The sequence below is a fragment of the Bosea sp. Tri-49 genome (assembly GCF_003952665.1).
In the GTDB taxonomy this organism is placed as follows: domain Bacteria; phylum Pseudomonadota; class Alphaproteobacteria; order Rhizobiales; family Beijerinckiaceae; genus Allobosea.
Genome location: NZ_CP017946.1, coordinates 5597486 through 5622145, shown reverse-complemented (window position 1 = coordinate 5622145; position 24660 = coordinate 5597486). Strand labels below are relative to the sequence as shown.

Sequence of the window (24660 nt, the reverse complement as noted above, 5' to 3'; positions counted from 1 at the left end):
CCGCACGGAGAACACTCCGGCGGCCTGGCCTGATCGCCGCCTACAATACCTGACGAGGCTCCCATGCAGGGCCTCGCACCACATGGAGGAGACCAAGCGATGAGCATTTCCAGACGTGATGTATTGATCGGTGGCGCAGGCCTCGCAGCCGGCGCCACCATGCCTGTGCCGTCGATTGCCCAGACGGCCAATATCGAGAAGGGCGCGACGCTGCGCGTGCTGCGTCCGACCAAGTTCGTCGACCCCGACCAGACGATCTTCAACGAGAACACCGAAGCCTTCACCAAGGCGACTGGTGTCCAGGTCCGCGTCGACTATGCCAGCTGGGAGGATCTGCGCCCGCAGACCGCCGTCACCGCCAACACCGGCGCCGGCCCCGACATCGTCGTCGGCTGGGCCGACGACCCGCACATCTTCGCCGACAAGCTGGTCGACCTGACGCAGGTCGCCGAGGATCTCGGCAAGAAATATGGCGGCTGGTACCCTGTCGCCGAGAAATACGGCAAGAAGGACAAGACCAACACCTGGATTTCGATCCCGATGGGTGGCTCCGGCGGCCCGGCGGTCTATCGCGAATCCTGGGTCAAGGAAGCGGGCTTCGACAAGTTCCCGACCGACCATGCCGGCTTCCTCGATCTTGCCCGCAAGCTCAAGGCCAATGGCCATCCCGCCGGCTTTGCGCTCGGCAACGCGGTCGGCGACGGCAACTCGTTCTGCAACTGGCTGGTCTGGTCGCATGGCGGCTACATGGTTGACGAGAACAACAAGGTCGCGATCAACAGCAAGGAGACGATCGAGGCGTTGAAATACGCCAAGGCGCTCTACGAGACCTTCATCCCGGGCACGCTGTCCTGGCTCGACATCAGCAACAACAAGGCGCTGTCCGCGGGCGAAATCGGCCTGACCCAGAACGGCGTCTCGCTCTACTTCTCGATCAAGAACGCGAAGGACGAGAAGACCGCGGCGATCGGCAAGGACCTCAACCATGCGCCGATGCCGATTGGCGCTGGCGTTGGGCGGCCGACCGAGACCGCGCTGGTCATCAACGCCATGGTGTTCAAGCACACCAAATTCCCGAACGCCGCCAAGGAATATCTCCGCTTCATGATGGAGAACGACCAGTACGACAAGTGGCTGACCGGCTGCTTCGGTTACTGGACACAGCCGCTGAAGGGCTACGCGAAAAGCAAGGTCTGGGAGAGCGATCCCAAGATCCTGGTCTATCGCGATACCTGGGAACGCGCGCTGTGGAGTGGGTACAAGGGCGCGATCACCGAGGCCGCCGGCACCGTCAATGCCGAATACGTCATGGTCCAGATGGTCGCTTCCGTCTGCGCCGGCCAGGCGACGCCTGAGGAGGCCGCTGCCGAGGCCGAACGCCGCGCCAAGCGCTACTACCGCACCTGATCGTCACGACCGCGCCGCCGGGACCTTCCGGCGGCGCGGCTGCTTCACGGGAAGAGCGCCATGACGATAGCCGCCGAAGCCAGGACCGCTCACCATCTGCCACAGAACTGGCTGGTCCGGCTGCTCGACAACAAATCCTTTCTCATCTTCCTCTGCCTGCTTCCGGCCGCCGCCCTGCTGCTGATCTTCCTGACCTATCCGCTGGGCCTGGGCATCTGGCTCGCCTTCACCGACACGAAGATCGGCCGCTCCGGCCATTTCATCGGCTTTGAGAATTTCACCTCGCTGATGCAGGACCGGGTCTTCATCACCTCGGTCTGGAACACGCTGCTCTATACCGGCGTCGCCACGGTCGCGAAATTCGCGCTCGGCCTCTGGCTCGCACTGCTCCTCAACAACCACCTGCCCTTCAAATCGCTGCTGCGGGCGTTGATCTTGGTGCCGTGGATCGTGCCGACGGTGCTCTCGGCGATCGCCTTCTGGTGGATCTACGATCCGCAGTTCTCGATCATTTCCTATGTGCTGGTCGACGTGCTCGGTTGGCGCACCAGCTATATCGACTTCCTCGGCGAGCCCTGGGCGGCGCGCTGGTCGTTGATCGCGGCGAATACATGGCGCGGCATCCCCTTCGTCGCGATCTCGCTGCTCGCCGGACTGCAGACGATCTCGCCGGCGCTCTACGAGGCGGCGATGCTCGACGGTGCCAATGCCTGGCAGCGCTTCCGTCACGTTACTTTCCCGATGCTGATGCCGATTCTCGCGGTGGTGCTGACCTTCTCGGTGCTGTTCACTTTCACCGACTTCCAGCTCGTCTACGCCATCACCCGCGGCGGGCCAATCAACTCGACCCATCTGATGGCGACGCTCGCCTTCCAGCGCGGCATTCCCGGCGGCCAGCTCGGCGAGGGCGCTGCGATCGCGGTCGCGATGATCCCCTTCCTCGTGCTGGCCACCCTGTTCAGCTACTACGCGCTCGCCCGCCGCAAATGGCAGCAGGGAGAAGAAAATGACTGATCACGCTGCCGCGGAGCGCCCCCACCTCGTCGAGAAGGAGAATAGCGGCGTCATCGACTGGTCGTCGGGCCCGCGCCGCTTCATCACGGTCTATCTGCCGCTCTCGATCTTCGTGATCGTGCTGCTGTTCCCGTTCTACTGGATGGCGATCACTGCCATCAAACCGAACGCCGAGCTCTACGATTACAAGACCTACAACCCGTTCTGGGTGAGTTCGCCGACGCTGGACAACATCAAGCGGCTGCTGTTCCAGACCGATTATCCGCAGTGGCTGCTGACGACGATGACGGTCGCGACCGTCGCGACCGTGCTCTCGCTCTTTTCCAGTGTGCTTGCTGCCTATGCGATCCAGCGCCTGAAGTTCAAAGGCTCGCAATATGTCGGCCTGGCGATCTACCTCGCCTATCTTGTCCCGCCCTCGATCCTGTTCATCCCGATGGCGACGCTGATCTTCCAGCTCGGCCTGTTCGACTCGCAATGGGCATTGATCCTCACTTATCCGACCTTCCTGATCCCGTTCTGCACCTGGCTCCTGATCGGCTACTTCAAGTCGATCCCCTACGAGCTCGAGGAATGCGCCATGATCGACGGCGCGACGCGGCTGCAAATCCTCTGGCAGATCACCTTGCCGCTGGCTCTGCCCGGCCTGATCTCGGCCGGCATCTTCGCCTTCACTTTGTCCTGGAATGAGTTCATCTACGCGCTCGCCTTCATCCAGTCGGCCGAGAAGAAGACGGTACCGGTCGCGGTGTTGACCCAGTTGGTCGAAGGCGACGTCTACCACTGGGGCTCGCTGATGGCCGGCGCATTGCTCGGCTCCATTCCCGTCGCCCTGCTCTATTCCTTCTTCGTCGACTACTACGTCGCCTCGCTCACCGGCGCGGTGAAGGAGTGATGTCGTAAGACGGGTGGCCTCCCGGCCGCCCCTAGCCAAGGCCAATAAACGTGACTTCCATTGCCTTCATCGGGCTCGGCGCCATGGGCGCGCCGATGGCCGAGAATCTCGTCAAGCGCCAGTTCCACGTCACCGGTTTCGATATGAAGGAGGGTGCGCGCGCGGCCCTCGTGGCTGCCGGTGGTCACGCTGCCGATAGTGCGGAAGCGGCCGCGCAAGGCGCCGACCTGCTCGTGCTGATGGTGGTCAACGCCGCTCAGGCCCGCTCAGTCCTGTTCGAGGCTGGTGCGCTCGCCGCGCTCGCCCCCGCAGCCACCGTCGTCCTGATGGCGACCTGCCCGCCAGGCGAGGTCGAGGCGATCGCCGAGGCGGTGACGAAGACCGGCCGGCACTTCGTCGATGCGCCGGTCTCGGGCGGCGTGAAGGGCGCTAAAGGAGGCACGCTGACCATCATGGTCGGTGCCTCCGCGCCAAGCTTCGCCAAGGCCAAGCCCGTACTCGACGCCATGGGCGACAAGGTCTTCCATGTCGGCGAGAAGCCGGGTCAGGGCGCGACGGTGAAGACCGTCAACCAGTTGCTCTGCGGTGTCCATATCGCGGTCGCTGCCGAGGCGCTCTCGCTGGCGCAGAAGGCTGGCATCGACGGCAAGGTCCTGTTCGAGATCATGGGCGGGTCGGCCGCCTCATCCTGGATGCTCAGGGATCGCGGCCCACGCATGCTGGAAGACGAGCCGCCGGTCGCCAGCGCCGTCGACATCTTCGTCAAGGATCTCGGCATCGTCCTCGATGCCGGGCGCGCCGCCAAGGCAGCGCTACCGCTCGCCGCCGCCGCCCACCAGATGTTCCTCGCCGCCTCGGGCCTCGGCCATGGCGGGCGCGACGACTCGCATGTGGTGCGCGCCTATCAGGCGCTGAACCGCAAGCCGGACAATGATGCCTGAACGAGAGCATTTTCGAGCGAAGTGGGCACCGGTTCGCGTGAAGAAAATGCGTCAAAACAAAAACTTAGAGTATTTTCGCGTTTCGGAGAAACGCGAAAATACTCTAGCTTCAGCGCGATGTCTTCGGCGCTGCCGTCGTCCCGCGCACAACCAGTTCCGGCGTGAGCACGACGCGCTGCGGCGGCGCCGACGGATCGGCGATCCGGCGCAGCAGCAGCTCCGCCGATGTCCGCCCCATATCATCCTGGAAATTCTTCAGCGTCGTCAGCGCCGGATACCATTGCGACGCTTCCTGAACGTCATCGCAGCCAATAACCGAGAAGTCCGCCCCGGCCTCCAGGCCGCGATGACGCAAGCCGAGCATCGCGCCGAAGGCGGTGAGGTCGTTGAAGCAGACAGCGGCAGTCGGCGGATTCGCGGCGTCGAGCACCTTCTGGACGCCCTTCAGGCCGTTCTCGCGCGTGCCATAAGCCGAATAGACGATCGTTGGGTCGAGCGGCAGACCGTGCTTGGCCAGGGTCTCGCAGTAACCGCGATAGCGGTTGCGGCCGGTCGAGATCAGCGGACTCTCGCCGAGGAAGGCGATGCGGCGATGGCCGAGCCCGAGCAGATGCTCGACGGCGAGCACGGTGCCGTGCCGGTCATCCGAGCCGACGAAATCGAGACCGATGCCGGGAATCTCCCGCGAGAGCTGCACCAGCGGCACCTGCGCCGCCATCAGGTGCTGCAGCGTCTCCGCCGTGGTGCCGCCGGCCGGGCAGATGATCATGCCGTCGGGCCGGTATTCCTTGAGTGTGTTGAGGACACGGTCCTGCCGCTGCAGGTTCTCCGCATAGGTCCCGAGCAGGATCGAGCGGCCATGCGTCGTCGCCGTCTCCTCGATCGCGGCGAGCAGCTCGGCGAAATAGGGATTGGTGATGTCGTGGAAGCCGACGCCGAGGATGTTGGTCCGGTCGGTCCGCAGCGAGGCCGCGCTACGGTTGTAGCTGTACCCCATCTCTCGCGCGATCTGCTGTACGCGCAGGCGGGTGCCGTCAGCAACGAGCGGACTCTCGCGCAGCGCGAGCGAGACGGTCGCAGTCGAAACCTCCAGCCGGTCGGCTATGATCTGCAAGGTAACGCGGCCACGGCCACCGGGTTTGACACCCGCCCTCCCGGTCCCCGAGGGGTCGCGCGAGTGTCCGTCATTAGCCATCAATCGCTTCTCCTGAAGCCTGGAAGCCGCTGCATTCAACCAGTTCTTGGCCAAATCGTTCCGCATTCCCTTGTTCCATCTCATATAATTCGGAGAAACTGAAGATGAGCACGACTAAAGAATCGATCGGCTTCATCGGCGTTGGTTACATGGGTCAAGGCATGGCGAGTTGTATTCTCGCCAAGGGCTTCCCTCTCACCGTCATGGGCCACCGCAACCGCAAGCCCGTCGAAGAGCTCAAGGCCGCGGGCGCAACGGAAGCCGCGACCCCGCGGGAGCTCGCCGGGAAGGCGAGCATCATCTTCCTCTGCGTTACCGGCTCGCCACAGGTCGAGCAGGTCATCAACGGTCCCGATGGCATCGCCGCCGGCGCAAAGCCCGGCACGATCATCGTCGACTGCTCGACCTCCGACCCCGTCTCGACGGTCGCCTTGGCGGAACGGCTCGCTGCCATGGGCCTGCACCTCTGTGACGCGCCGCTGGGCGGAACACCCGCCCAGGCGAATCTCGGTCAACTCTCGACGATGATTGGGGCCGACAGCGCGGTTTTCGAGCGCATCCGCCCGGTCTGCGAGGCCTGGGCCCAGAAGATCGTTCATCTCGGCCCCGTCGGGGATGGCCACAAGATGAAATTGCTCAACAACTTCCTCTCGCTCGGCTATGGCGCGATCTATGCCGAGGCGCTGACCCTGGCGCAGAAGGTCGGCATCACCCCGCAGACCTTCGACAGCGTCATCAAGGGCGGACGCATGGAGTGCGGCTTCTACCAGACCTTCATGAAATACGTGCTCGAACGCGATCCGGATGCACACAAGTTCACGCTCTCCAACGCGCTGAAGGATGTCCGCTATCTGGAGAGCCTCGCCAACGCCGCCGGCGTCCCCAATCCCGTCGGCGGAGCGGTCAAGAACGTCTACGCAGCCGCGGTCGCGAGCGGCATGGGCGAGCACTATGTGCCTATGCTCTCCGACTTCGTCGCCGGGCAGAGCAAGGTTTCGCTCGGCTGAGCCTAGCGCTTGTGTCGTAACGGGGCACGCCCGGGCCACAACTGTGCCGAACGGGGCCGCCGGTAGCCAGTTGCGGTGCAAAACCGTCATCATGGCCTCCATCCACGGATGGAGGCTTCAAGGACCGTGCCGGCCTCAATCGAGCCGGGCCGAGCCCTCGGGCACGTGCCGAACACGTTCGCGATAGAGCAGATAGAGTCCGGAGGCGATGACGATCGCAGCACCGATGAAGGTGAAGCGGTCGGGAATCTGGCCGAAGACGAACCAGCCGAGCAGGATCATCCAGACGATCTGCGAGTAGATGAAGGGCGCGAGGATCGTCGCCGGCGCACGCTGATGCGCCAGGATCAGCAGCCAATGGCCGAGCGCCCCGAAGAAGCCAGTTCCGCCCATCAGGAGCCAGCTCTGCCAGTTCGGCGGCCAGGACCAGAACAGCGGCAGCAATGGCAGCATCAGGACGACGCCGCCGATACCGGAATAGAACATCGTCGTTTGCGGGGAATCGCTCGAGGCCAGCATCCGCGTCGACAGGCTGTAGAAGGCGTAGCAGAAGCAGCCGCAGACAACGAGCAGCGCCGCAGGGTGCAGGCCTCCCGCCCCGGGTCTTGTCACCACCAGCACCCCGAGGAAGCCGACGCCGATCGCGATCAGCCGGCGCGGCCCGGCCCATTCGCCAAGCAGAGGCCCGGCGAGCAGCGCGACCAGCAAGGGCCCCGCGAACATGATCGAAACGGTCTCGGCGAGCTGCAGATATTGCAGCGCAACGAAGTTGAGCGCCGTCGAGCCCAGCAGCAGCAGCGAGCGGAAGCCCTGCAACCAGGGTCTCTTGGTCCGGGTGATGCCCGGGTGGCTCCAGGGATTGAGCAGGAGCGAAACCAAGGCGACACTGACCAGATAGCGCGCCAGCACGACCTGCATCGGGTGCATCGTCCCGCCGAGCCATTTCGCACAGGTGTCGAGCAGCGAGAAGCAGATGATCGCCCCACTCATCAGGGCGATGGCGGTCAGGCGTGTCCGGCGCGTATCCGGAAGCGGAGCAGGAGCGGCCGACAAGGCTGAACGTCTCGCCATGCTCTGGAGGAATGACGAGCTATCAATGAACCGATTTAAGGCTTGAAACCAGCCTCTCAGTGCATGCGAGTCATGCTGCTGGAGCCGGATCAGATCTCAGGCGGCGTCCTCGGCCTCGTCATCGGCCTCATCGACATCGGCTCCCGCCTTGGACAAGCCCTTCGACGCCTTGCGCAGCAATTTGCGCAGCTGCTTGCGCTCCTTGGCGTCGAGCTTTTCAAGCAGCTCTTCCTCGACCTGATTCCAGACCGCGTCGAGCGCGGCCGCAGTCTTCTGGCCGTTCTCTGTCAGCGCCACCTGAACCAGCCGGCCGTCACGGCCGCCGCCCTCGCGCGTCACCAGCCCTTGCAGCGAGAGCCGGCCGATTGTCTTCGAGACGGTCGGCGGCTTGACTCGCAGCAGGCTCGCCAGTTCGCCCATCGTCATCGGCGCCGTCTGAAGCGATTTCAGCGCCTGTTCCTGGCCTGGAAAGAGTCCGAGCGCGTTGAGGCGCTCGCCCATCCGCGCTCTGTGCAGACGCGCCGTCACCAGCAGGGCACGGCCGACGCTTTTTTCGAGGGACTTGGTCATGAGCCGGCCCTTGGAAAAGGTTGCGGATACTTTTCGCCGGCTGTGCAATCGCGTGCCTTCATGACAAGCTGATGACAATTGTCAGACAGGCTCTTGAATCCGCGCGATTTCCTGCTCGACCTTGGCCAGAAACGCTGCGCGGCTCTCCGGCGTCGAGCGGTTCATGTCGTAATGCGCCAGATAGGAAACCCGCGCGGCCGGATGGCAGACCGCTCGCAATCCACGCTTGATCTGCCGTCGCGGCGGATCGCCCATCAGCATGGTGCGCCAGCGTGAACCGCCATAGCTCGTCAGTGTCGTCAGCCGGCGAATATTCCAGAGGTTGGGGCGGATCGAGCCATCGACAAGCTTGAACGAGACGCCCGGCAGGAAGACGCGATCGAAATAGCCTTTCATGATCGCCGGATAGCCGTAGTTCCAAACCGGGAAGCAGAGGAACAGCGCCTCCGCTCGCATGAGGCGCTCGACATAGCCGGCTACAGAATTCTGATTTCTCGCGAGATCATGGTAGCCGGCGCGCTCCTCGCGGCTCAGCACCGGGTCGAAGCCTTCGGCGTAGAGATCGCAATCGTCGACCTCGTGCCCGGCACGGCGTAAGCTGGAGACAAGCGTCTCGTGCACCGCCGCGCCGAAGCTCGCGGGATCAGGATGCGCGTAGAGGACAAGTGCGCGCATCGAGAGCCTCAGGCGCCGACGCCGGCTTCGCCGAGAGCCTTGAACAGGAAGGTCTTGCCCGAGCGATAATCGTAGTTCGGGTCCTCCCAGGCGATCATCTTGCCGGGGTTGAGCAGCCCCTGCGGATCGGCCTCGCGCTTGAATGCGAGCTGGACCTCGTCGGTCTGCTTCATCCCGCCCTCCTCCAGCGTGTAGCGGTGCGGGTTGAAAATCGGCGCGCCCATCTCCTCATGGATCGCCATGATCTCTTCCAGGCGCTCCTCGCTGGTGAAGCGCACCAGCGGCAGGCCGAAGCAGGTGATCTTGCCGTCGAAGCGAACGAATTCGAGATGGCAGGTGACCTCGTCGCCGAAACGGGCATGGATCTTGTCGACGAGATCGACCTGGTTCGGGAAGGGATAGAGCACCTGCAGATAGGTGATCGAGGGATCGACGCGCAGCGCCCGCAAGGTCGTGTGGTTCCAGCCGAGCTCAAAGGTCGGCGGCAGGCCCTTGGCCTCCTCCGCCGTCAGTCTGTCGGAGCGCATCAGCAGCTGCGAGCCGCCGAAGCGGCGGGCGAAGGCCAGCATCGACTCGACGGCGAAATCAGCGACCATCACCATGACGCAATGGCTCTCGCGCGGCAGGAACTTCCGGTGGCGCAGGAAATAGTCATGCGGCGCGGGCGCCGCGACCACCGCGAGGTTCTTCAGCGCCAGCCCGTCCTGCTCGCCGAGCGCGTTGGCGAATTCGGTCGCCGCCCGCAGGTCGCCAAAACCAAGAATGACGTCGACCCAGGCATAGGCGGGACCGAGCGGCATCTCGACCTCAGTGATGATGCCATTGGTGCCATAGGCATGGGCGACCTTGTGCAGGTCCTCGCCCTGAAGCTCGAGGATGCGCGGCGCGCCCTCCATGGTCGCGACGCGCAGCGAGATGATGTTGCCCCAGTCGCGCAACCCGCCCCATTTGATTGAGCCGACACCGCCGGAGCCGCCGGCGATGAAGCCGCCGACCGAGGCGGTGTGATAGGTCGAGGGGTGCAGCCTGATCTCCTGGCGCGAATGAGCCCGGGTCTCCTGGTCGATCTTCGCCAGCACGGCGCCAGGCTCGGCAACATAGCGCCCGGCCTCGATGCTGGTCACCTTGTTGAAGCCGGAGAGGTCGAGCACGATGCCGCCCGAGAGCGGCATCGCCTGGCCGTAATTGCCGGTGCCGGTGCCGCGCGGCGTCACGGGAATGCCGAGCGCATGCGCGGCCGAGAGCGTCTCGAGCACCTGTGCCTCGCTCGTCGGCGAGACGATGATATCGGCGACGACATGATCGAGCTGACGCTTCAACTTCGGCGAGTACCAGAAGAAATCGCGGCTCTTCTGCTTGACCAGCGCCGGATTGTCCTCGGTGCGGATGCCGCTCAGGCGGCGCTTCAGGGCGTCGATATCGTAGCGTGCGGTCATGCGGAGCGGCTCATAAGGTGATCGAGTTCACGATAATCGGGCAAGGTCCGGTCGATGGCGCGGCCGTTGACCAGCACGGTCCGATCGGCCTGCGGCCGAGCGAAGAATTCGGTCCAGTCGCGGGCACGGGTGAGGATCAGGTCGGCAGGGCCGCCTACCGCAATGCGACCGGCGCCTGAGAGCCCCATGATCTCGGCCGGCGTCGCCGCGATCGCCTTCGCCCAGTCGCGGTCGGAATGGTCGAGCTGGAGGATGCGGGTGCCCTCGCGCAGCGTCTCGACGAGGTCGAGATCGCCATAAGCGTAGAACGGGTCGCGGGTGTTGTCGGAGGCAATCGTCACCGGCACACCAGCAGCCTTCAGCTCGTGCAGCGCAGTGACGCCGCGCCAGCGCGGCGTGCGTCCCAGCTGCCGGTCCTGCAGATACATGTTGCACATCGGCAGCGAGACCACAGCGATGCCGGCCTCCCTGACCTTGGCGATAATGCGCGCCTCGTCTTGCGGCTGCTGCAGCGAGAGCGAGCAGCAATGCCCGGCCAGGATCTTGCCGGTAAAGCGATGGCGCAGCGCCGCATCGGCGATGTGTTCGAGCGAACGCGCCGCCGGATCATTGGTCTCGTCGACATGGAAGTCGAGATCGAAGCCGTTTTCGATCGCGGTTCGGAACAGTGTGTCGAGCGCGGCATCGAGCTCCGGCACCATATAAGTGACGGCGCCGAGCAGGCGGTCGCCATGGGTCGTGATGGCGCGCACGATCGCCTGCATATGCGCGGGATCGGCGACCGCATCGACACCAAACAGCGGTGACGCCTGCAAGGCAATGCGCCCGGCCCATTCGGCCCGCAGCTCGGCATAGACAGGCCAAGAGATCTCGATCTGCTTGCCGAGCGAGTCGAGATGGGTGCGGATCGCCGCCGTACCATGGGCATGGGCGCAGCGCAGGCCGAATTCCATCCGCGCCCGTACGTCACCAGCCGACCAGTTCGCCTCGCGATCGGCTGCGACCGCGCTCAGCGCGCCCATGAAGCTGCCGTCGGGATTGGGCCGGCGCGGCCAGATATGGCCCTTGTCGAGATGGGTGTGGACGTCGACCAATCGCGGCAGCGTCATGCCGCCATCGAGATCGAGCGCGGGCTGGGCATCCAGCGCGGGCGTCCCCGCCGGCAGGATCGAGGCGATGGCGCCGTCCTCGACGGCAATGTCGAGCAGCGCAAACCCATTGTGATCGCTCGCCAGGCTGCCGGCCTCGACCAGGCAGGCGGGTGCCCTGGCATTGCGCAGCACATAGCTGCCGGAAGCCGGGATTGCCGCAAAGCCGGTGGTCACGTCGCTGTCTCCGGCTTGCACGCCGCCTTCTGAATCATCGGCCGACCATGCTGGCTCGCCGCGCCCCAATCAAGCGGCGCCGGCGACATCCCCACCTGCGAGACATTCAGGGCAAGGCTGCACTTGTCCGTTCTGTCGCGATGCAGCAAGAGAACGGCGCAGAGCATCAAACTGAAAACTGGAATCCACTTTTCGATCCGATGCCTCAACAAGGAGCTGGATCGCCGTTTTGCGTCCAACAGGACGATTGGCGATCAAGCGGCGCAGGACGGAGCTGGTCATGACGGCACGCATCATCGATGGCAAGGCGGCAGCGGCTGAATTGCGGGCCGAGATCGGCCGCGAGGTCGCGGCGCTTAAGGCAGCCGGCAAGCCGGCGCCCGGCCTGCATGTCGTGCTCGTCGGCGAGGACCCGGCCAGCAAGGTCTATGTCGCCTCCAAGGAGAAGCTCGCGGCCGAGATCGGCATGAACTCGGTCGCCCATCGCCTGCCGGCCGAGACGACCGAAGCGGCGCTGCTCGCGAAGATCGCCGAACTGAACGCCGATGACGGCGTCGACGGCATCCTTGTCCAGTTGCCGCTGCCGAAGCATATCGACACCGGCCGCATCATCGACGCCATCGACCCGGCCAAGGATGTCGATGGGCTCCACCCGATCAATGCCGGCCTGCTCGCCGGTGGCAAGAACGGTCTCGTGCCTTGCACGCCGCTCGGCTGCATGCTGCTGCTGAAGCAGACGCTGCCTTCGCTGTCAGGGCTGGAAGCGGTCGTCATCGGCCGCTCGGAGCTCGTCGGCCGCCCGGTCGCGCAATTGCTGCTGCAAGCCGACTGCACCGTCACCATCGCTCATTCGCGCACGCGCGACCTCCCGGCCGTGGTGAAGCGCGCCGATATCGTCGTCGCCGCCGTGGGGCGCCCTCGGATGGTCAAGGGCGACTGGATCAAGCCCGGAGCGACGGTGATCGATGTCGGCATCAACCGCATGCCCGATGGCAAGCTCGCCGGCGATGTCGACTATGCCGAGGCGGCCGAGGTTGCCGGCGCAATCACGCCGGTTCCGGGCGGTGTCGGCCCGACGACGATCGCCTGCCTGCTCCGCAACACGCTCACCGCCTATCGCGCGCGGCGGGGCTGACAAGGCACGTCATGCTCGGGCGAAGACTCGAGCATCTCAGGACGAGAAGGCGCCCCATTCTGCACGAGATTCCCGGGTTGGCGCTGAGCGCCGCCCGAGAATGACGTGCATGGCCCCGCTCACATGTGGATCGGGCGCTTGTCGACGGCGAGCGCCGCTTCCTTGACGGCCTCGGCCAGCGTCGGATGGGCGTGGCAAGTGCGGGCCAGATCCTCGGCCGAGCCGCCGAACTCCATCAGCACCGTCACCTCTGCGATCAGGTCGCCGGCATGCGGGCCGATGATGTGGCAGCCGAGCACCTTGTCGGTCGCCGCATCGGCGAGGAACTTGACGAAGCCGTCGGTGTGCCGCATCGCCCGCGCCCGGCCATTGGCCGTGAACGGGAACTTGCCGACCTTGTAGGCGATGCCCGCGGCCTTCAGCTCCTCCTCGGTCTTGCCAATCGCTGCCACCTCCGGAGCGGTGTAGACGATGCCGGGAATCGCGTCGTAGTTCACATGGCCGTGCTTGCCGGCGAGGATCTCGGCAACGGCGACGCCTTCATCCTCGGCCTTGTGCGCCAGCATCGGCCCGCGCACCACGTCCCCGATCGCATAGATGCCGTCGACATTGGTCTTGAAGTGGTCGTCGATGACGACGCGCCCACGCTCGGTCGCGACGCCGGCCTTGTCGAGGCCGAGCCCGTCCGTGTTCGGGCGCCGGCCGATCGAGACGAGCACGATGTCGGCGTTCAGCGTCTTGGCCTCGCCGCCGGCGGCAGGCTCGACCGTGACGGTGGCGCCGCCCTTCTTGCCGGTCTCGACCTTGGTGACCTTCGAGCCGAGATGGAAGGTGAAGCCCTGCTTCTGCAGGATGCGCTGGAACTGCTTGGCGATCTCGTCATCCATGCCGGGCAGGATGCGGTCGAGATACTCGACCACGGTGACCTTGGCGCCGAGCCTGCCCCAGACCGAGCCGATCTCGAGGCCGATCACGCCGGCGCCGACCACCAGCAATTCCTTCGGCACCGAACCGAGTTCGAGCGCGCCGGTCGAGGTCACCACCGTCTTCTCGTCGGTCGTGACGCCCGGCAGCGCCGCCGATTCAGAACCGGTGGCGATGACGATGTTCTTGGTCACGAGTTCCTGCGTCTTGCCGTCCTCGCCGGTGACGACGACCTTGCCGGCGGCCGGAATCGAGGCCGTGCCGTGGAACGGCTCGATCTTGTTCTTCTTCAGCAGGAAGGCGACGCCGTTGACGTTGGCGTCGATGGTCTCCTGCTTGTGGACCATCATCTGCTTCAGATCGAGCTTGGGCTTGCCGACATTGATGCCGAGGCTCTCGAAGGTATGGCCGGCTTCCTCGAACATCTCGGACGCGTGCAACAGCGCCTTTGAGGGGATGCAGCCGACATTCAGGCAGGTGCCGCCATGGGTCTTGCGCTTCTCGACCACCGCGACCTTGAGGCCGAGCTGGGCGGCACGGATGGCGCAGACATAGCCGCCAGGGCCGGTTCCGATGACGACGAGATCGTAGGACATGGTCTCTCTTTCGGTCAGTTTTTACGATTGCTGCGCCAGCGGCGCGTTGAAGGCCCAGACATGGCCGAAGGGATCGCGCAGGCGCGCATAACGCGCACCCCAGAACACGTCGCTCGCCGGCATGACGACATTTGCACCGGCGGCTTCGGCCCTCGCGATGGCGGCATCGACATCGGCCGGCGTTGGCAGATTGATGCTGATCGCGATGCTGGCGCCGCCATGCGAGCTCGGCGCCATGACATCGCCGCCGAACTCCGGGAACTCGTCATGCAGCATGACCTCGCCGCCGAAGAGCGCGAGATTGGCGTGCATTACGCGCTGGCCGTCATCAGCCATGGCCTTGAAGGTGCACTCGGCACCGAAGGCGTTCTCGTAGAAGGCGATCGCCGCATCGCCGCCCTTGACGCAGATATGCGCCTGGATCGGTGGCGGATTGGGTCCGAAAGCCATGCTCCGTCTCCTAAGCGGATCGAACGATCACATCGGACTGCGCCAGCAACTTCGTTACCCCACCCTATCGATGCGACGGCGCCAACCGCGCGATTATCGCCGGCACGAGGGCCAGGAGTCCGATAATGTCGGCGATCACGACCTTCCTGATCGCGGGGCCATAGCCGCCGACGAGGAGCGCGATCACGATGAAACTCGCCATGCTCGCGCCAGCGACGAGCACCGCCACCTCGCGCAGCCCGGGTCGGAAGGCGGCCGCCAGCAGCAGCGCGCCCACGATCCCGAACAAGATGGCGCGGTGCCGCAGCAGGATTTCGAGATCGGGATTGGCGATCTCGAAACCGTAGAGCGAGCGCAGCCAGCCGACCCCGGCCACGCCAATCGTCGGCAACAGGTTGATGATGCCGGCAATGGCGAGGCCAACAGCGACGAGCTTTGCCGGGATCGCCATCAGGCAAGGTCTCAGAGGTCGAGAACGAGGCGCGCCGGGTCCTCCAGGCCTTCCTTGACGCGGACAAGGAAGGTCACGGCTTCCTTGCCGTCGATGATGCGGTGATCGTAGCTCACTGCGAGATACATCATCGGACGGATCACGATCTGGCCGCCGACAACCATCGGACGCTCCTGGATCTTATGCATGCCCAGGATCGCCGATTGCGGCGCGTTCAGGATCGGGGTCGACATCAGCGAGCCGTAGACGCCGCCATTCGAGATGGTGAAGGTGCCGCCCTGCATCTCCTCGATCTTGAGGGCGCCGTCTCTAGCCTTCTTGCCGAACTCGCCGATCTTCTTCTCGACGCCGGCGATGGAGAGCTCGTCGGCATCGCGCACCACCGGCACGACCAGGCCCTTGTCGGTGCCGACGGCGACGCCGATGTGGTAGTAGTTCTTGTAGACGATGTCAGTGCCGTCGATTTCGGCGTTGACCGCCGGGATCTCCTTCAGCGCCTGCACGCAGGCCTTTACGAAGAAGCCCATGAAGCCGAGCTTCACGCCGTGCTTCTTCTCGAACACGTCCTTGTACTGGTTGCGCAGCGCCATGACGTTGGTCATGTCCACCTCGTTGAAGGTGGTCAGCATCGCGGCGTTGGTCTGCGCTTCCTTGAGGCGGCGCGCGATGGTCTGGCGCAGCTTGGTCATCTTCACGCGCTCTTCGCGCGAGGCGTCGTCCGGAGCCGACGGCGCCCTGACCTGGATCGGAGCGGCAGGCGCGGCAGCGACGACGGCCGGGCCGGTCGCGATTGCCGCCAGCATATCACCCTTGGTGACGCGGCCATCCTTGCCGGAAGCTGCAACCTTGGACGGATCGACACCGCTCTCGGCGGCGAGGCGCGAGACGGCCGGACCGGAATCGGCCGCCTTGGTCGCCGGCGCGGTAGCGGCTGGAGCGGCGGCGGCCGGCTTCGGCGCTTCGGCAGCAGGCTTGGCCGGAGCGGCAGCCGCCTTGCCGTCGCCGGCGGCGATGGTGCCGAGCAGCGCGCTGACACCGACGGTCTCGCCTTCCTTGGCGACGATCTCGCCGAGCACGCCGGCTGCCGGCGCGTTGACCTCGAGCGTGACCTTGTCGGTCTCGAGCTCGACCAAAGGCTCGTCCGCCTTCACCGCGTCGCCCGGCTTCTTGAACCACTTGCCGATGGTGGCCTCGGAAACGGATTCGCCGAGGGTGGGAACGCGGATTTCGGTCGCCATGTCAGGCCTCTTCTCGTGTCTTTAATCAGGCGAAGGATCAGACCGCGAAGGTCTCGTCCAGGAATGCGTTGAGCTGGGCAGTATGCTTCGACATCAGGCCGGTCGCGGTCGCAGCCGAGGCCGGGCGGCCGACATAGCGCGGCCGCTTCGACTTCGAGCCGGCATGGCCCAGCACCCACTCCAGATAGGGCTCGACGAAGGTCCAGGAACCCTGGTTCTTCGGCTCTTCCTGGCACCAGACGACGTCGGCGCTCTTGAAGCGCGCCAGCTCCTGCGCCAGCGACTTCAGCGGGAACGGATAGAGCTGCTCGACGCGCATCAGATAGACATCGTCGATACCGCGCTTCTCGCGCTCCTCAAGCAGGTCGAAATAGACCTTGCCCGAGCAGAGCACGACGCGGCGGATCTTCGAATCCTTGACCAGCTTGGTGGTCGACTTGCCGCGCTCGGCATCGTCGTGCAGCACGCGGTGAAAGGTCGAGCCCTCAGCCAGCTCGCTGAGGTCGGAGACGCAGCGCTTGTGGCGCAGCAGCGACTTCGGCGTCATCAGGATCAGCGGCTTGCGGAAGTCGCGCTTCAGCTGGCGGCGCAGGATGTGGAAATAGCTCGCAGGGGTCGAGCAGTTCGCCACCTGCATGTTGTCCTCGGCGCACATCTGCAGGAAGCGCTCGAGGCGAGCCGAGGAGTGCTCCGGCCCCTGGCCCTCATAGCCATGCGGCAGCAGGCAGACCAGACCCGACATGCGCAGCCACTTGCGCTCGCCCGAGGAGATGAACTGGTCGAACACGACCTGTGCGCCATTGGCGAAGTCGCCGAACTGCGCCTCCCACATCGTCAGCGCATTCGGCTCCGACAGGGTATAGCCGTATTCGAAACCGAGCACCGCCTCTTCCGAGAGCATCGAGTTGATGACCTCGTAGCGCGCCTGACCCTCGCGGATGTTGTTCAGCGAGGTGTGACGGGCCTCGGTCTCCTGATCGATCAGCACGGAATGACGCTGTGAGAAGGTGCCGCGCTCGCAATCCTGGCCGGAGAGGCGCACCGGGTTGCCGTCGAGCAGCAGCGAGCCGAAAGCGAGCGCTTCCGCCGTCGCCCAGTCGATGCCCTGCCCGCTCTCGACCGCCTTGCGGCGGTTGTCGAGGAAGCGCTGGATCGTCTTGTGGACGTTGAAGCCTTCCGGGACCTCGGTGATCTTCTGCGTGATCTCCTTCAGCACCGCTTCCGGAACGCCGGTCGCGCCGCGGCGCGGGTCGTCCTCGTCGGCGCGGATCGCCTTCATGCCGGCCCAGCGGCCGTCGAGCCAGTCGGCCTTGTTTGGCTTGAAGGCCTGGCCGGCGTCGAACTCGACCTCGAGCCTGTCCTTCCAGGCAGCGCGCATCTGGTCGAGTTCGCCCGGCTTGATCACGCCCTCGGCCTCGAGCTTGGCGCTGTAGAGCTCCAGCGTCGACTTGTGGCCGCGGATCTTGCGGTACATCAGCGGCTGGGTGAAGCCCGGCTCGTCGCCTTCGTTATGGCCGAAGCGACGGTAGCAGAACATGTCGATCACGACCGGCTTGTGGAACTTCTGCCGGAACTCGATCGCGATCTTGGAGGCGAAGACCACCGCCTCCGGATCATCACCGTTCACATGGAAGACCGGGGCCTCGACCATCTTCGCCACGTCCGACGGATAGGGCGAGGAGCGCGAATAGCGCGGATAGGTGGTGAAACCGATCTGGTTGTTGATGATGAAGTGCAGCGAGCCGCCGGTGCGGTGGCCCTTCAGTCCCGACAGGCCGAGGCACTCGGCCACCACGCCCTGGCCGGCGAAGGCGGCATCGCCATGTATCAGCAGCGGCAGCACCTTGGAGCGCTCGACGATGTCGCCGAACTGGTCCTGCTTGGCGCGGACCTTGCCGAGCACGACGGGATCGACGATCTCGAGATGCGACGGGTTGGCGGTCAGCGAGACGTGGACGTTGTTGCCGTCGAACTCGCGGTCCGACGAGGCGCCGAGATGGTACTTGACGTCGCCCGAGCCCTCGACGTCGTCGGGGGCAAAGGAACCGCCCTTGAACTCGTGGAACAGCGCCCGATGCGGCTTGCCCAGCACCTGGGTCAGCACATTGAGGCGGCCGCGATGGGCCATGCCGAAGACGATGTCGCGCACGCCGAGCGAACCGCCGCGCTTGATGATCTGCTCCAGCGCCGGAACCAGCGACTCGCCGCCGTCGAGGCCAAAGCGCTTGGTACCGGTGAACTTCAGGTCGAGGAACTTCTCGAAGCCCTCGGTCTCGACGAGCTTGTTCAAGATCGCCTTCTTGCCCTCGCGGGTGAAGGCGATCTCCTTGTCCGGCCCCTCGATCCGCTCCTGCAGCCAGGCCTTCTGCTCGGGATCGGAGATGTGCATGAACTCGATGCCGATCGTCTGGCAATAGGTCCGCTGCAGGATCGCCGTCATCTCGCGGATGGTGGCGAACTCCAGGCCGAGCACGTTGTCGATGAAGATCTTGCGGTCGAGATCGGCGTCAGAGAAGCCGAAGGCCGCCGGGGACAGCTCCTCCGGGTCCTTCTGGCTCTCGATGCCGAGCGGGTCGAGCTGGGCATGGAGATGGCCGCGCATGCGGTAGGCGCGGATCAGCATGATCGCGCGTACCGAATCGCGCGTCGCCTGCTGGACATCGGCAGCCGACAGCGTCGCGCCGGCGGCCTTGGCCTTGGCGCCGAGCTTCTCGCCGACCGCCTTCTCGACCGCGGCCCAGTTACCGTCGAGCGCCGAGACGAGCTCGCCGCCGGCCGGGATCGGCCAGTTCGGCCGCTTCCAGGACGCGCCCTTGGCATTGTCGACGACCGACTGCTTGTCGTCGTTCAGGCCGGCGAAGAAGCCCTGCCACTCCGGATCGACCGACTTCGGATCGGCCTGATAGCGAGCGTAGAGATCTTCGATATAGGCCGCGTTGCCGCCATAGAGGAACCCGGTCTGCGCGAGAGCCTCGTTGATGTCCTGGCGAGCCATGGTCGTCCTGCCTTTTCCTACCGCGTCACGGTCGGCCCCGCGCCGACCATCGTCTACATCACTGATGGGAAGCGCAGGGCCGGGTTACCCCCGGCCGCCGCGCCTAACGATCAGCCCTTCAACACCTCGACCAAGGTCTTTCCGAGGCGAGCCGGCGACGGCGAGACCCGGATACCGGCCGCTTCCATCGCCGCGATCTTGTCCTCAGCGCCGCCCTTGCCGCCGGAGATGATCGCACCGGCATGGCCCATGCGGCGGCCGGGAGGGGCGGTGCGGCCGGCGATGAAGCCGACCATCGGCTTCTTGCGGCCGCGCTTGGCTTCGTCCTTGATGAACTGCGCCGCCTCTTCCTCGGCCGAGCCGCCGATCTCGCCGATCATCACGATCGACGTGGTCTTCTCGTCGGCGAGGAACATCTCCAGCATGTCGATGAACTCGGTGCCCTTGACCGGGTCGCCGCCGATGCCGACGGCCGTGGTCTGGCCGAGGCCCTCATTCGTGGTCTGGAACACCGCCTCATAGGTCAGCGTGCCAGAGCGCGAGACGATGCCGACCGAGCCGGGCTTGAAGATGTTGGCCGGCATGATGCCGATCTTGCTCTCGCCGGCGGTGACGACACCCGGGCAGTTCGGCCCGATCAGCCGCGACTTCGAGCCGGAGAGTGAGCGCTTGACCCTGACCATGTCGAGCACCGGAATGCCCTCGGTGATGCAGATGATCAGCGGGATCTCGGCGTCGATCGCCTCGCAGATCGCATCGGCCGCGCCCGGCGGCGGCACGTAGACGACCGAAGCGGTCGCCCCGGTCTTCTCGCGCGCCTCGGCGACGGTGTCGAAGACGGGGAGGCCGAGATGGAGCGAACCGCCTTTGCCCGGCGAAGTGCCGCCGACCATCTGCGTGCCATAGGCGATCGCCTGCTCGGAGTGGAAGGTGCCATTCTTGCCGGTGAAGCCCTGGCAGATGACCTTGGTGTTCTTGTCGATCAGGATGGACATCGGTTTACCTCAAGCCTTCTTGATCGCAGCGACGATCTTCTGCGCGGCGTCGTCGAGGTCATCGGCCGGGATGACGTTGAGGCCGGAGTCGCGGATGATCTGCTTGCCTTCCGCCACGTTGGTGCCTTCGAGGCGCACCACCAGCGGCACTTCGAGCCCGACCGTCTTCACCGCTGCGATCACGCCGCGGGCAATGACATCGCACTTCATGATGCCGCCGAAGATGTTGACCAGGATGCCCTTCACCTTCGGGTCGGCGGTGATGATCTTGAAGGCCGCGGTGACCTTCTCCTCGGAAGCGCCGCCGCCGACGTCGAGGAAGTTGGCAGGGCTCTCGCCGTAGAGCTGGATGATGTCGAGCGTCGCCATGGCGAGGCCGGCGCCGTTGACCATGCAGCCGATCGTGCCGTCGAGCGCGATATAGGCGAGGTCGTATTTCGACGCCTCGATCTCCTTGGCGTCTTCCTCGGTCTCGTCGCGCAGCTCCATCAGCTCGGGATGGCGGTAGAGCGAGTTCGAATCGAACGAGACCTTGGCGTCCAGGCACTTGACCTGGCCCTGCGTCGTCACGATCAGCGGGTTGATCTCGAGCATCGCCATGTCCTTGCCGACGAAGGCGGCATAGACTTGGCCGAGCACAGTCGCGGCCTGCTTGGCCTGCTCACCGCTGAGGCCGAGCGCCTTGGCAACGGTGCGGCCATGGTGCGGCATGATGCCGGTCGCCGGATCGACGGAGAAGGTCAGGATCTTCTCCGGCGTGTCATGGGCCACCTTCTCGATGTCCATGCCGCCCTCGGTCGAGACCACGAAGGCAACGCGCGAGGTCTCGCGATCGACCAGCGCCGAGAGGTAGAACTCCTTCGAGATGTCCGAGCCGTCCTCGATGTAGAGGCGGTTGACCTGCTTGCCGGCCGGGCCGGTCTGCGCCGTCACCAGCGTGTTGCCGAGCATCTCCTTGGCGTGGCTCTCGACCTCTTCGATCGACTTGGCGAGACGCACGCCGCCCTTGGCGTCGGCCGGCAGTTCCTTGAACTTGCCCTTGCCGCGGCCACCGGCATGGATCTGGCTCTTTACCACATAGAGCGGGCCGGGCAGCTTCCTGGCTGCCTCGACGGCCTCGGTCACCGAGAGCGCCGGGAAGCCGGCGGAGACGGGCGCGCCGAACTCCTTGAGAACCGCCTTGCCCTGATATTCGTGGATGTTCATGCCTGATGTCCTGTACCGGTAAAGGGAAAGGCGGCGGCGGGAAGGCCAGCGGCGTCGCTGCCGCCGGCCATCACGCCACCCGTCTGTCTCACGCCAATGACGGATCGACGCTCTTGCAGGCGTCGATAAGGCCCTGCACCGAGGCGACCGATTTCGCCAGCATCTCCTTCTCGGCGCCATTGAGGCGGATCTTCACGACCCGCTCGACGCCCTTGGCGCCGATCACGACCGGCACGCCGACGAACATGTCCTTGACGCCGTACTGGCCCCTGAGCGCGGCAGCCGCCGGCAGGACGCGCTTCTGGTCCTTGAGATAGCTCTCGGCCATGGCGATTGCCGAGGCGGCCGGGGCATAAAAGGCCGAGCCGGTCTTGAGCAGGTTGACGATCTCGCCGCCACCCTTGCGGGTGCGCTCGACGATGGCGTCGAGACGCTCCTGCGTCGTCCACTTCATCTTGACGAGGTCGGGCAGCGGGATGCCGGCGACGCCGGAATAGCGGACCAGCGGCACCATGTCGTCGCCATGGCCGCCGAGCACGAAGGCCGAGACGTCCTTGACCGAGACCTTGAACTCATCGGCAAGGAAGTGGCGGAAACGGGCGGAGTCGAGCACGCCGGCCATGCCGCAGATCATGTTGGGCTTCAGGCCCGAGAACTTCTGCAGGGCCCAGACCATCGCGTCGAGCGGGTTGGTGATGCAGATCACGAAAGCCTTGGGGGCGTAGGTCTTGATGCCCTCGCCGACCGACTTCATCACCTTGAGGTTGATGCCGATCAAATCGTCACGGCTCATGCCGGGCTTACGCGGCACGCCGGCGGTGACGATGATCACGTCGGCGCCCTTGATGTCCTCATAGGACTGCGTGCCCTTGTAGCCAGCGTCGAAGCCGTCGACCGGGGCGGACTCGGCGATGTCGAGGCCTTTGCCCTGGGGAATGCCCTCGGCAATGTCGAACAGGACGACGTCGCCCAGCTCCTTGAGGCCGGCGAGGTGAGCGAGCGTGCCGCCGATCTGTCCGGCGCCGATGAGGGCGATCTTCTTGCGGGCCATTGCCGAATCCTTGTTGTTGGATGCGAGAGCAGTTGAAGCCAAAAAGCCGACGGTTCTTTGACCCAAGCCGCTCTCAGGCTCAACCCCGCGCGCGAAGGGACATTGGAATAGTCCGAAATACCCGCCCAGCGTCTTAAAGCAGGAAATACCGAGGAAAAACAACCCGTTAGAAGCTAACCACCCGTGATGCGTCGTCAAGCTGTCTCACAATGGGGCAGTTACAATTTACAAATTATGTCATTTTCTTAAATCACACCGGTCGCAAGCGTACGCAGCGCCACCCTGATCAAAGTGGCGAGCCTGGCGTCGACCGAGGCCTGCGGCACGTCCGCCTCCAGTTCCAGCGAAGCAGGGTGGATGAAACGGTGCGTGGCATCGATCACGAAGGCGATAGCGCGGTCGCGATCGCGCGGCTCGAACGCGCCCGTGGCGATGCCGTCGTCGATCACGCGCTCGAACAAGGCGCGCACGCGGGTACGGTTGCGCCGGCTGATCGCATGACGCTTGGCGACCGCCTGCGACAGCGCCGCGAACAGATGCGGCTCCTCGTGCAGCAGGTTGCGGTTCGCCTTGGCGAGCGCGAGGATCAGGCGCTCGAGCTTGTCTTCGGCCGGGTCCGGCCCATCGGCGATGTCGGCGAGCGAGCGCTCGGCCGCCTTCAGCCAGACATCGACCACGGCATCGATCAGGGCCGTGCGCGAGGGGAAGTAGCGGTAGACATTGGCATGGGTCATGCCCGCTTCTTCGGCCACCGCGACCACGGTGAAGCGGCGCAGGCCATGCTGGCGTAGGTGCTCGCCGGCGACCGAGAGGATACGCATCTCGCTCGGCTCGCGTGGCGTGGCCACGATCAGGTCTCCACCAGCCCGGTCGCGTCGCCGCTCGCAGCCGAATCGGCCCGCCCATGCGGCAAGGCGAGGTATTCCTCCGAGCGCATCTCGATCAGGCGCGACACCGTCCGGTCGAACTCGAAGGCCTCGCGCCCGGTCTGCGCGACATAGAGCCCGGTCGGCTCTGCCGCCGCCGAGGCGACGAGCTTCACATGGCTCTCATAGAGCGTGTCGATCAGGATGATGAAGCGCTTGGCCTCGTTGCGCCGTTCGATGTCCATGATCGGGATCCCGTCAAGGATCAGCGTATGGAAGCGCTGGGCGAGCGCAAGATAATCCGAAGCGCCATAGGCCTGGGCGCAGAGGTCGGTAAAGCTCGCCCGCGCGACCGCGCCGGCCGCCTGCGGCAGCTTCAACTCATGGCCCTTGATCGAGATCGTGGTCGGCGCGCCCTGCGCCACGCCGGAGAGCTGGCTGAAGGCCTTGTCGAGCGCAGCCCTGGCCTTGTCGTCGGCAGGAACGTGATAGGTCGGCGCGCCGCCAAGCTTCTCCAGCCGGAAATCGGTGCGGGCCTCCAGCTTGATGACGTCGACCTTGCTGGCGAGCAGGTCGATAAAAGGCAGGAAGAGTGCGCGGTTGAGGCCCCCTTCATAAAGCCGTGACGGCTCGACGTTGGAGGTCGCGACCACAATGACGCCGTCGGCGAACAGCTTTGTGAACAGCCGCCCGAGGATCATCGCGTCGGCGATGTCGGTGACGGTGAACTCGTCGAAGCAGAGCAGGCTCGCTTCTTCCGCGAGTTCGGCCGCCACTGGGCCGATCGGGTCCGGCTCCTTGACCGTCCCGGCCTTGAGCGCCTGGCGATAGGCGTGGATGCGTTCGTGCACATCGGCCATGAAGGCATGGAAATGCACCCGCCGCCGCGCCCTAACCGGGACCGTCTCGTAGAACAGGTCCATCAGCATGGTCTTGCCGCGGCCGACCGAGCCCCAGATATAAAGGCCCTTCACCGCGTCCGCATCCGGCTGCTTGCGGCCGAACAGCCAGCCGAGCGCGCTGCTCTTCTTCGCCAGCTTGCGGCTGGCGAGCGTCTGTGACAGCGCCTGCAATCGCCTGACGACGGCGATCTGCGCCGGATCGCGCTCGATCGCACCCGAGGCGACCAGGGCGTCATAACGTTCGGGGAGCGTGGCGAGCATGGCTTCGAGGCAGGATGAGACGTCGCTTTCCGGGTTACGGCAGGGCGGCCCAGC

General features: G+C 65.1%; 23 protein-coding genes. 6 read left to right on the top strand and 17 right to left on the bottom strand.

The features are described 5' to 3' along the window. The first annotated feature begins 99 nt into the window (after nt 1-99). The 4 genes from BLM15_RS27095 to BLM15_RS27080 all read left to right on the top strand — a co-directional run bounded on the left by BLM15_RS27095 (nt 100) and on the right by BLM15_RS27080 (nt 4257). Entirely contained in the window at nt 100-1407 is a 1308-nt protein-coding gene (locus BLM15_RS27095; protein ID WP_126115657.1) for an ABC transporter substrate-binding protein, read from the top strand. A 60-nt stretch (nt 1408-1467) separates the two neighbouring features. Beyond that, nucleotides 1468-2421: a carbohydrate ABC transporter permease gene (locus BLM15_RS27090; protein WP_126115656.1), complete on the top strand. Its 954-nt coding sequence runs from the start codon at nt 1468-1470 to the stop codon at nt 2419-2421. Continuing rightward, complete coding sequence (locus BLM15_RS27085; RefSeq protein ID WP_126115655.1) at nt 2414-3316, top strand: carbohydrate ABC transporter permease; 903 nt, start codon at nt 2414-2416, stop codon at nt 3314-3316. Before BLM15_RS27090 ends, BLM15_RS27085 begins: the two co-directional genes overlap by 8 nt. Before the next feature lie 83 nt (nt 3317-3399). Continuing rightward, a complete protein-coding gene (locus tag BLM15_RS27080; RefSeq protein WP_236846811.1) occupies nt 3400-4257 on the top strand; it encodes an NAD(P)-dependent oxidoreductase in 858 nt (285 codons plus the stop codon). A 109-nt stretch (nt 4258-4366) separates the two neighbouring features. On the opposite strand, the gene BLM15_RS27075 is transcribed toward BLM15_RS27080, so the two are convergent. Further along, nucleotides 4367-5452, bottom strand: a complete 1086-nt coding sequence (locus tag BLM15_RS27075; RefSeq protein ID WP_126115653.1) for a LacI family DNA-binding transcriptional regulator — start codon at nt 5450-5452, stop codon at nt 4367-4369. 104 nt (nt 5453-5556) lie between these two features. On the opposite strand from BLM15_RS27075, the gene BLM15_RS27070 reads away from it, so the two are divergent. Further along, the gene (locus tag BLM15_RS27070) at nt 5557-6459 is read left to right on the top strand and encodes an NAD(P)-dependent oxidoreductase (RefSeq protein ID WP_126115652.1); all 903 of its coding nucleotides are present in this window, start codon (nt 5557-5559) and stop codon (nt 6457-6459) included. 135 nt (nt 6460-6594) lie between these two features. On the opposite strand, the gene BLM15_RS27065 is transcribed toward BLM15_RS27070, so the two are convergent. The 6 genes from BLM15_RS27065 to BLM15_RS27040 all read right to left on the bottom strand — a co-directional run bounded on the left by BLM15_RS27065 (nt 6595) and on the right by BLM15_RS27040 (nt 11818). Further along, nucleotides 6595-7512, bottom strand: a complete 918-nt coding sequence (locus BLM15_RS27065; RefSeq protein WP_236846443.1) for a DMT family transporter — start codon at nt 7510-7512, stop codon at nt 6595-6597. A 114-nt stretch (nt 7513-7626) separates the two neighbouring features. Next, the gene (locus tag BLM15_RS27060) at nt 7627-8100 is read right to left on the bottom strand and encodes a MarR family winged helix-turn-helix transcriptional regulator (RefSeq protein ID WP_126115650.1); all 474 of its coding nucleotides are present in this window, start codon (nt 8098-8100) and stop codon (nt 7627-7629) included. Nucleotides 8101-8181: 81 nt separating this feature from the next. Then, the gene (locus BLM15_RS27055; RefSeq protein ID WP_126115649.1) at nt 8182-8775 is read right to left on the bottom strand and encodes an NAD(P)H-dependent oxidoreductase; all 594 of its coding nucleotides are present in this window, start codon (nt 8773-8775) and stop codon (nt 8182-8184) included. A gap of 8 nt (nt 8776-8783) precedes the next feature. Then, nucleotides 8784-10211, bottom strand: a complete 1428-nt coding sequence (locus BLM15_RS27050) for an FAD-binding oxidoreductase (RefSeq protein WP_126115648.1) — start codon at nt 10209-10211, stop codon at nt 8784-8786. Then, a complete protein-coding gene (locus BLM15_RS27045; RefSeq protein ID WP_126115647.1) occupies nt 10208-11536 on the bottom strand; it encodes a cytosine deaminase in 1329 nt (442 codons plus the stop codon). Before BLM15_RS27045 ends, BLM15_RS27050 begins: the two co-directional genes overlap by 4 nt. A 69-nt stretch (nt 11537-11605) precedes the next feature. Continuing rightward, nucleotides 11606-11818 carry a hypothetical protein gene (locus tag BLM15_RS27040; RefSeq protein ID WP_126115646.1) on the bottom strand — a complete coding sequence of 71 codons (213 nt, stop codon included), beginning with the start codon at nt 11816-11818 and terminating at the stop codon, nt 11606-11608. On the opposite strand from BLM15_RS27040, the gene folD reads away from it, so the two are divergent. Beyond that, nucleotides 11817-12671: a bifunctional methylenetetrahydrofolate dehydrogenase/methenyltetrahydrofolate cyclohydrolase FolD gene (gene folD, locus BLM15_RS27035; RefSeq protein ID WP_126115645.1), complete on the top strand. Its 855-nt coding sequence runs from the start codon at nt 11817-11819 to the stop codon at nt 12669-12671. The two genes, BLM15_RS27040 and folD, sit on opposite strands and share 2 nt — an antisense overlap. Before the next feature lie 119 nt (nt 12672-12790). Here the strand turns inward: folD and lpdA are convergent, their stop codons facing one another. The 10 genes from lpdA to zapE form a co-directional block, all read right to left on the bottom strand. Beyond that, a complete protein-coding gene (gene lpdA, locus BLM15_RS27030; RefSeq protein WP_126115644.1) occupies nt 12791-14191 on the bottom strand; it encodes a dihydrolipoyl dehydrogenase in 1401 nt (466 codons plus the stop codon). A 21-nt stretch (nt 14192-14212) separates the two neighbouring features. After that, on the bottom strand, nt 14213-14641 hold the full coding sequence (locus BLM15_RS27025) for a VOC family protein (protein ID WP_126115643.1): 429 nt from the start codon (nt 14639-14641) through the stop codon (nt 14213-14215). Nucleotides 14642-14705: 64 nt separating this feature from the next. Further along, nucleotides 14706-15092 (bottom strand): phosphopantetheine adenylyltransferase, encoded by a 387-nt coding sequence (locus BLM15_RS27020; RefSeq protein ID WP_126115642.1) that lies wholly within the window; start codon nt 15090-15092, stop codon nt 14706-14708. An 11-nt stretch (nt 15093-15103) separates the two neighbouring features. Then, nucleotides 15104-16330, bottom strand: coding sequence for a 2-oxoglutarate dehydrogenase complex dihydrolipoyllysine-residue succinyltransferase (gene odhB / locus BLM15_RS27015; protein ID WP_126115641.1), 1227 nt, complete (start codon nt 16328-16330; stop codon nt 15104-15106). Nucleotides 16331-16367: 37 nt separating this feature from the next. Continuing rightward, a complete protein-coding gene (locus BLM15_RS27010; protein ID WP_126115640.1) occupies nt 16368-19325 on the bottom strand; it encodes a 2-oxoglutarate dehydrogenase E1 component in 2958 nt (985 codons plus the stop codon). Between the two features lie 110 nt (nt 19326-19435). Then, nucleotides 19436-20320 (bottom strand): succinate--CoA ligase subunit alpha, encoded by an 885-nt coding sequence (sucD, locus tag BLM15_RS27005; protein WP_126115639.1) that lies wholly within the window; start codon nt 20318-20320, stop codon nt 19436-19438. A 9-nt stretch (nt 20321-20329) separates the two neighbouring features. Continuing rightward, on the bottom strand, nt 20330-21526 hold the full coding sequence (gene sucC / locus BLM15_RS27000; RefSeq protein ID WP_126115638.1) for an ADP-forming succinate--CoA ligase subunit beta: 1197 nt from the start codon (nt 21524-21526) through the stop codon (nt 20330-20332). A gap of 88 nt (nt 21527-21614) precedes the next feature. Continuing rightward, nucleotides 21615-22577, bottom strand: coding sequence for a malate dehydrogenase (mdh, locus tag BLM15_RS26995; protein ID WP_126115637.1), 963 nt, complete (start codon nt 22575-22577; stop codon nt 21615-21617). Between the two features lie 245 nt (nt 22578-22822). Then, nucleotides 22823-23425, bottom strand: a complete 603-nt coding sequence (locus BLM15_RS26990; protein WP_236846442.1) for a TetR/AcrR family transcriptional regulator — start codon at nt 23423-23425, stop codon at nt 22823-22825. A gap of 2 nt (nt 23426-23427) precedes the next feature. Then, a complete protein-coding gene (gene zapE, locus BLM15_RS26985) occupies nt 23428-24606 on the bottom strand; it encodes a cell division protein ZapE (RefSeq protein ID WP_126115636.1) in 1179 nt (392 codons plus the stop codon). Nucleotides 24607-24660: the final 54 nt, after the last annotated feature.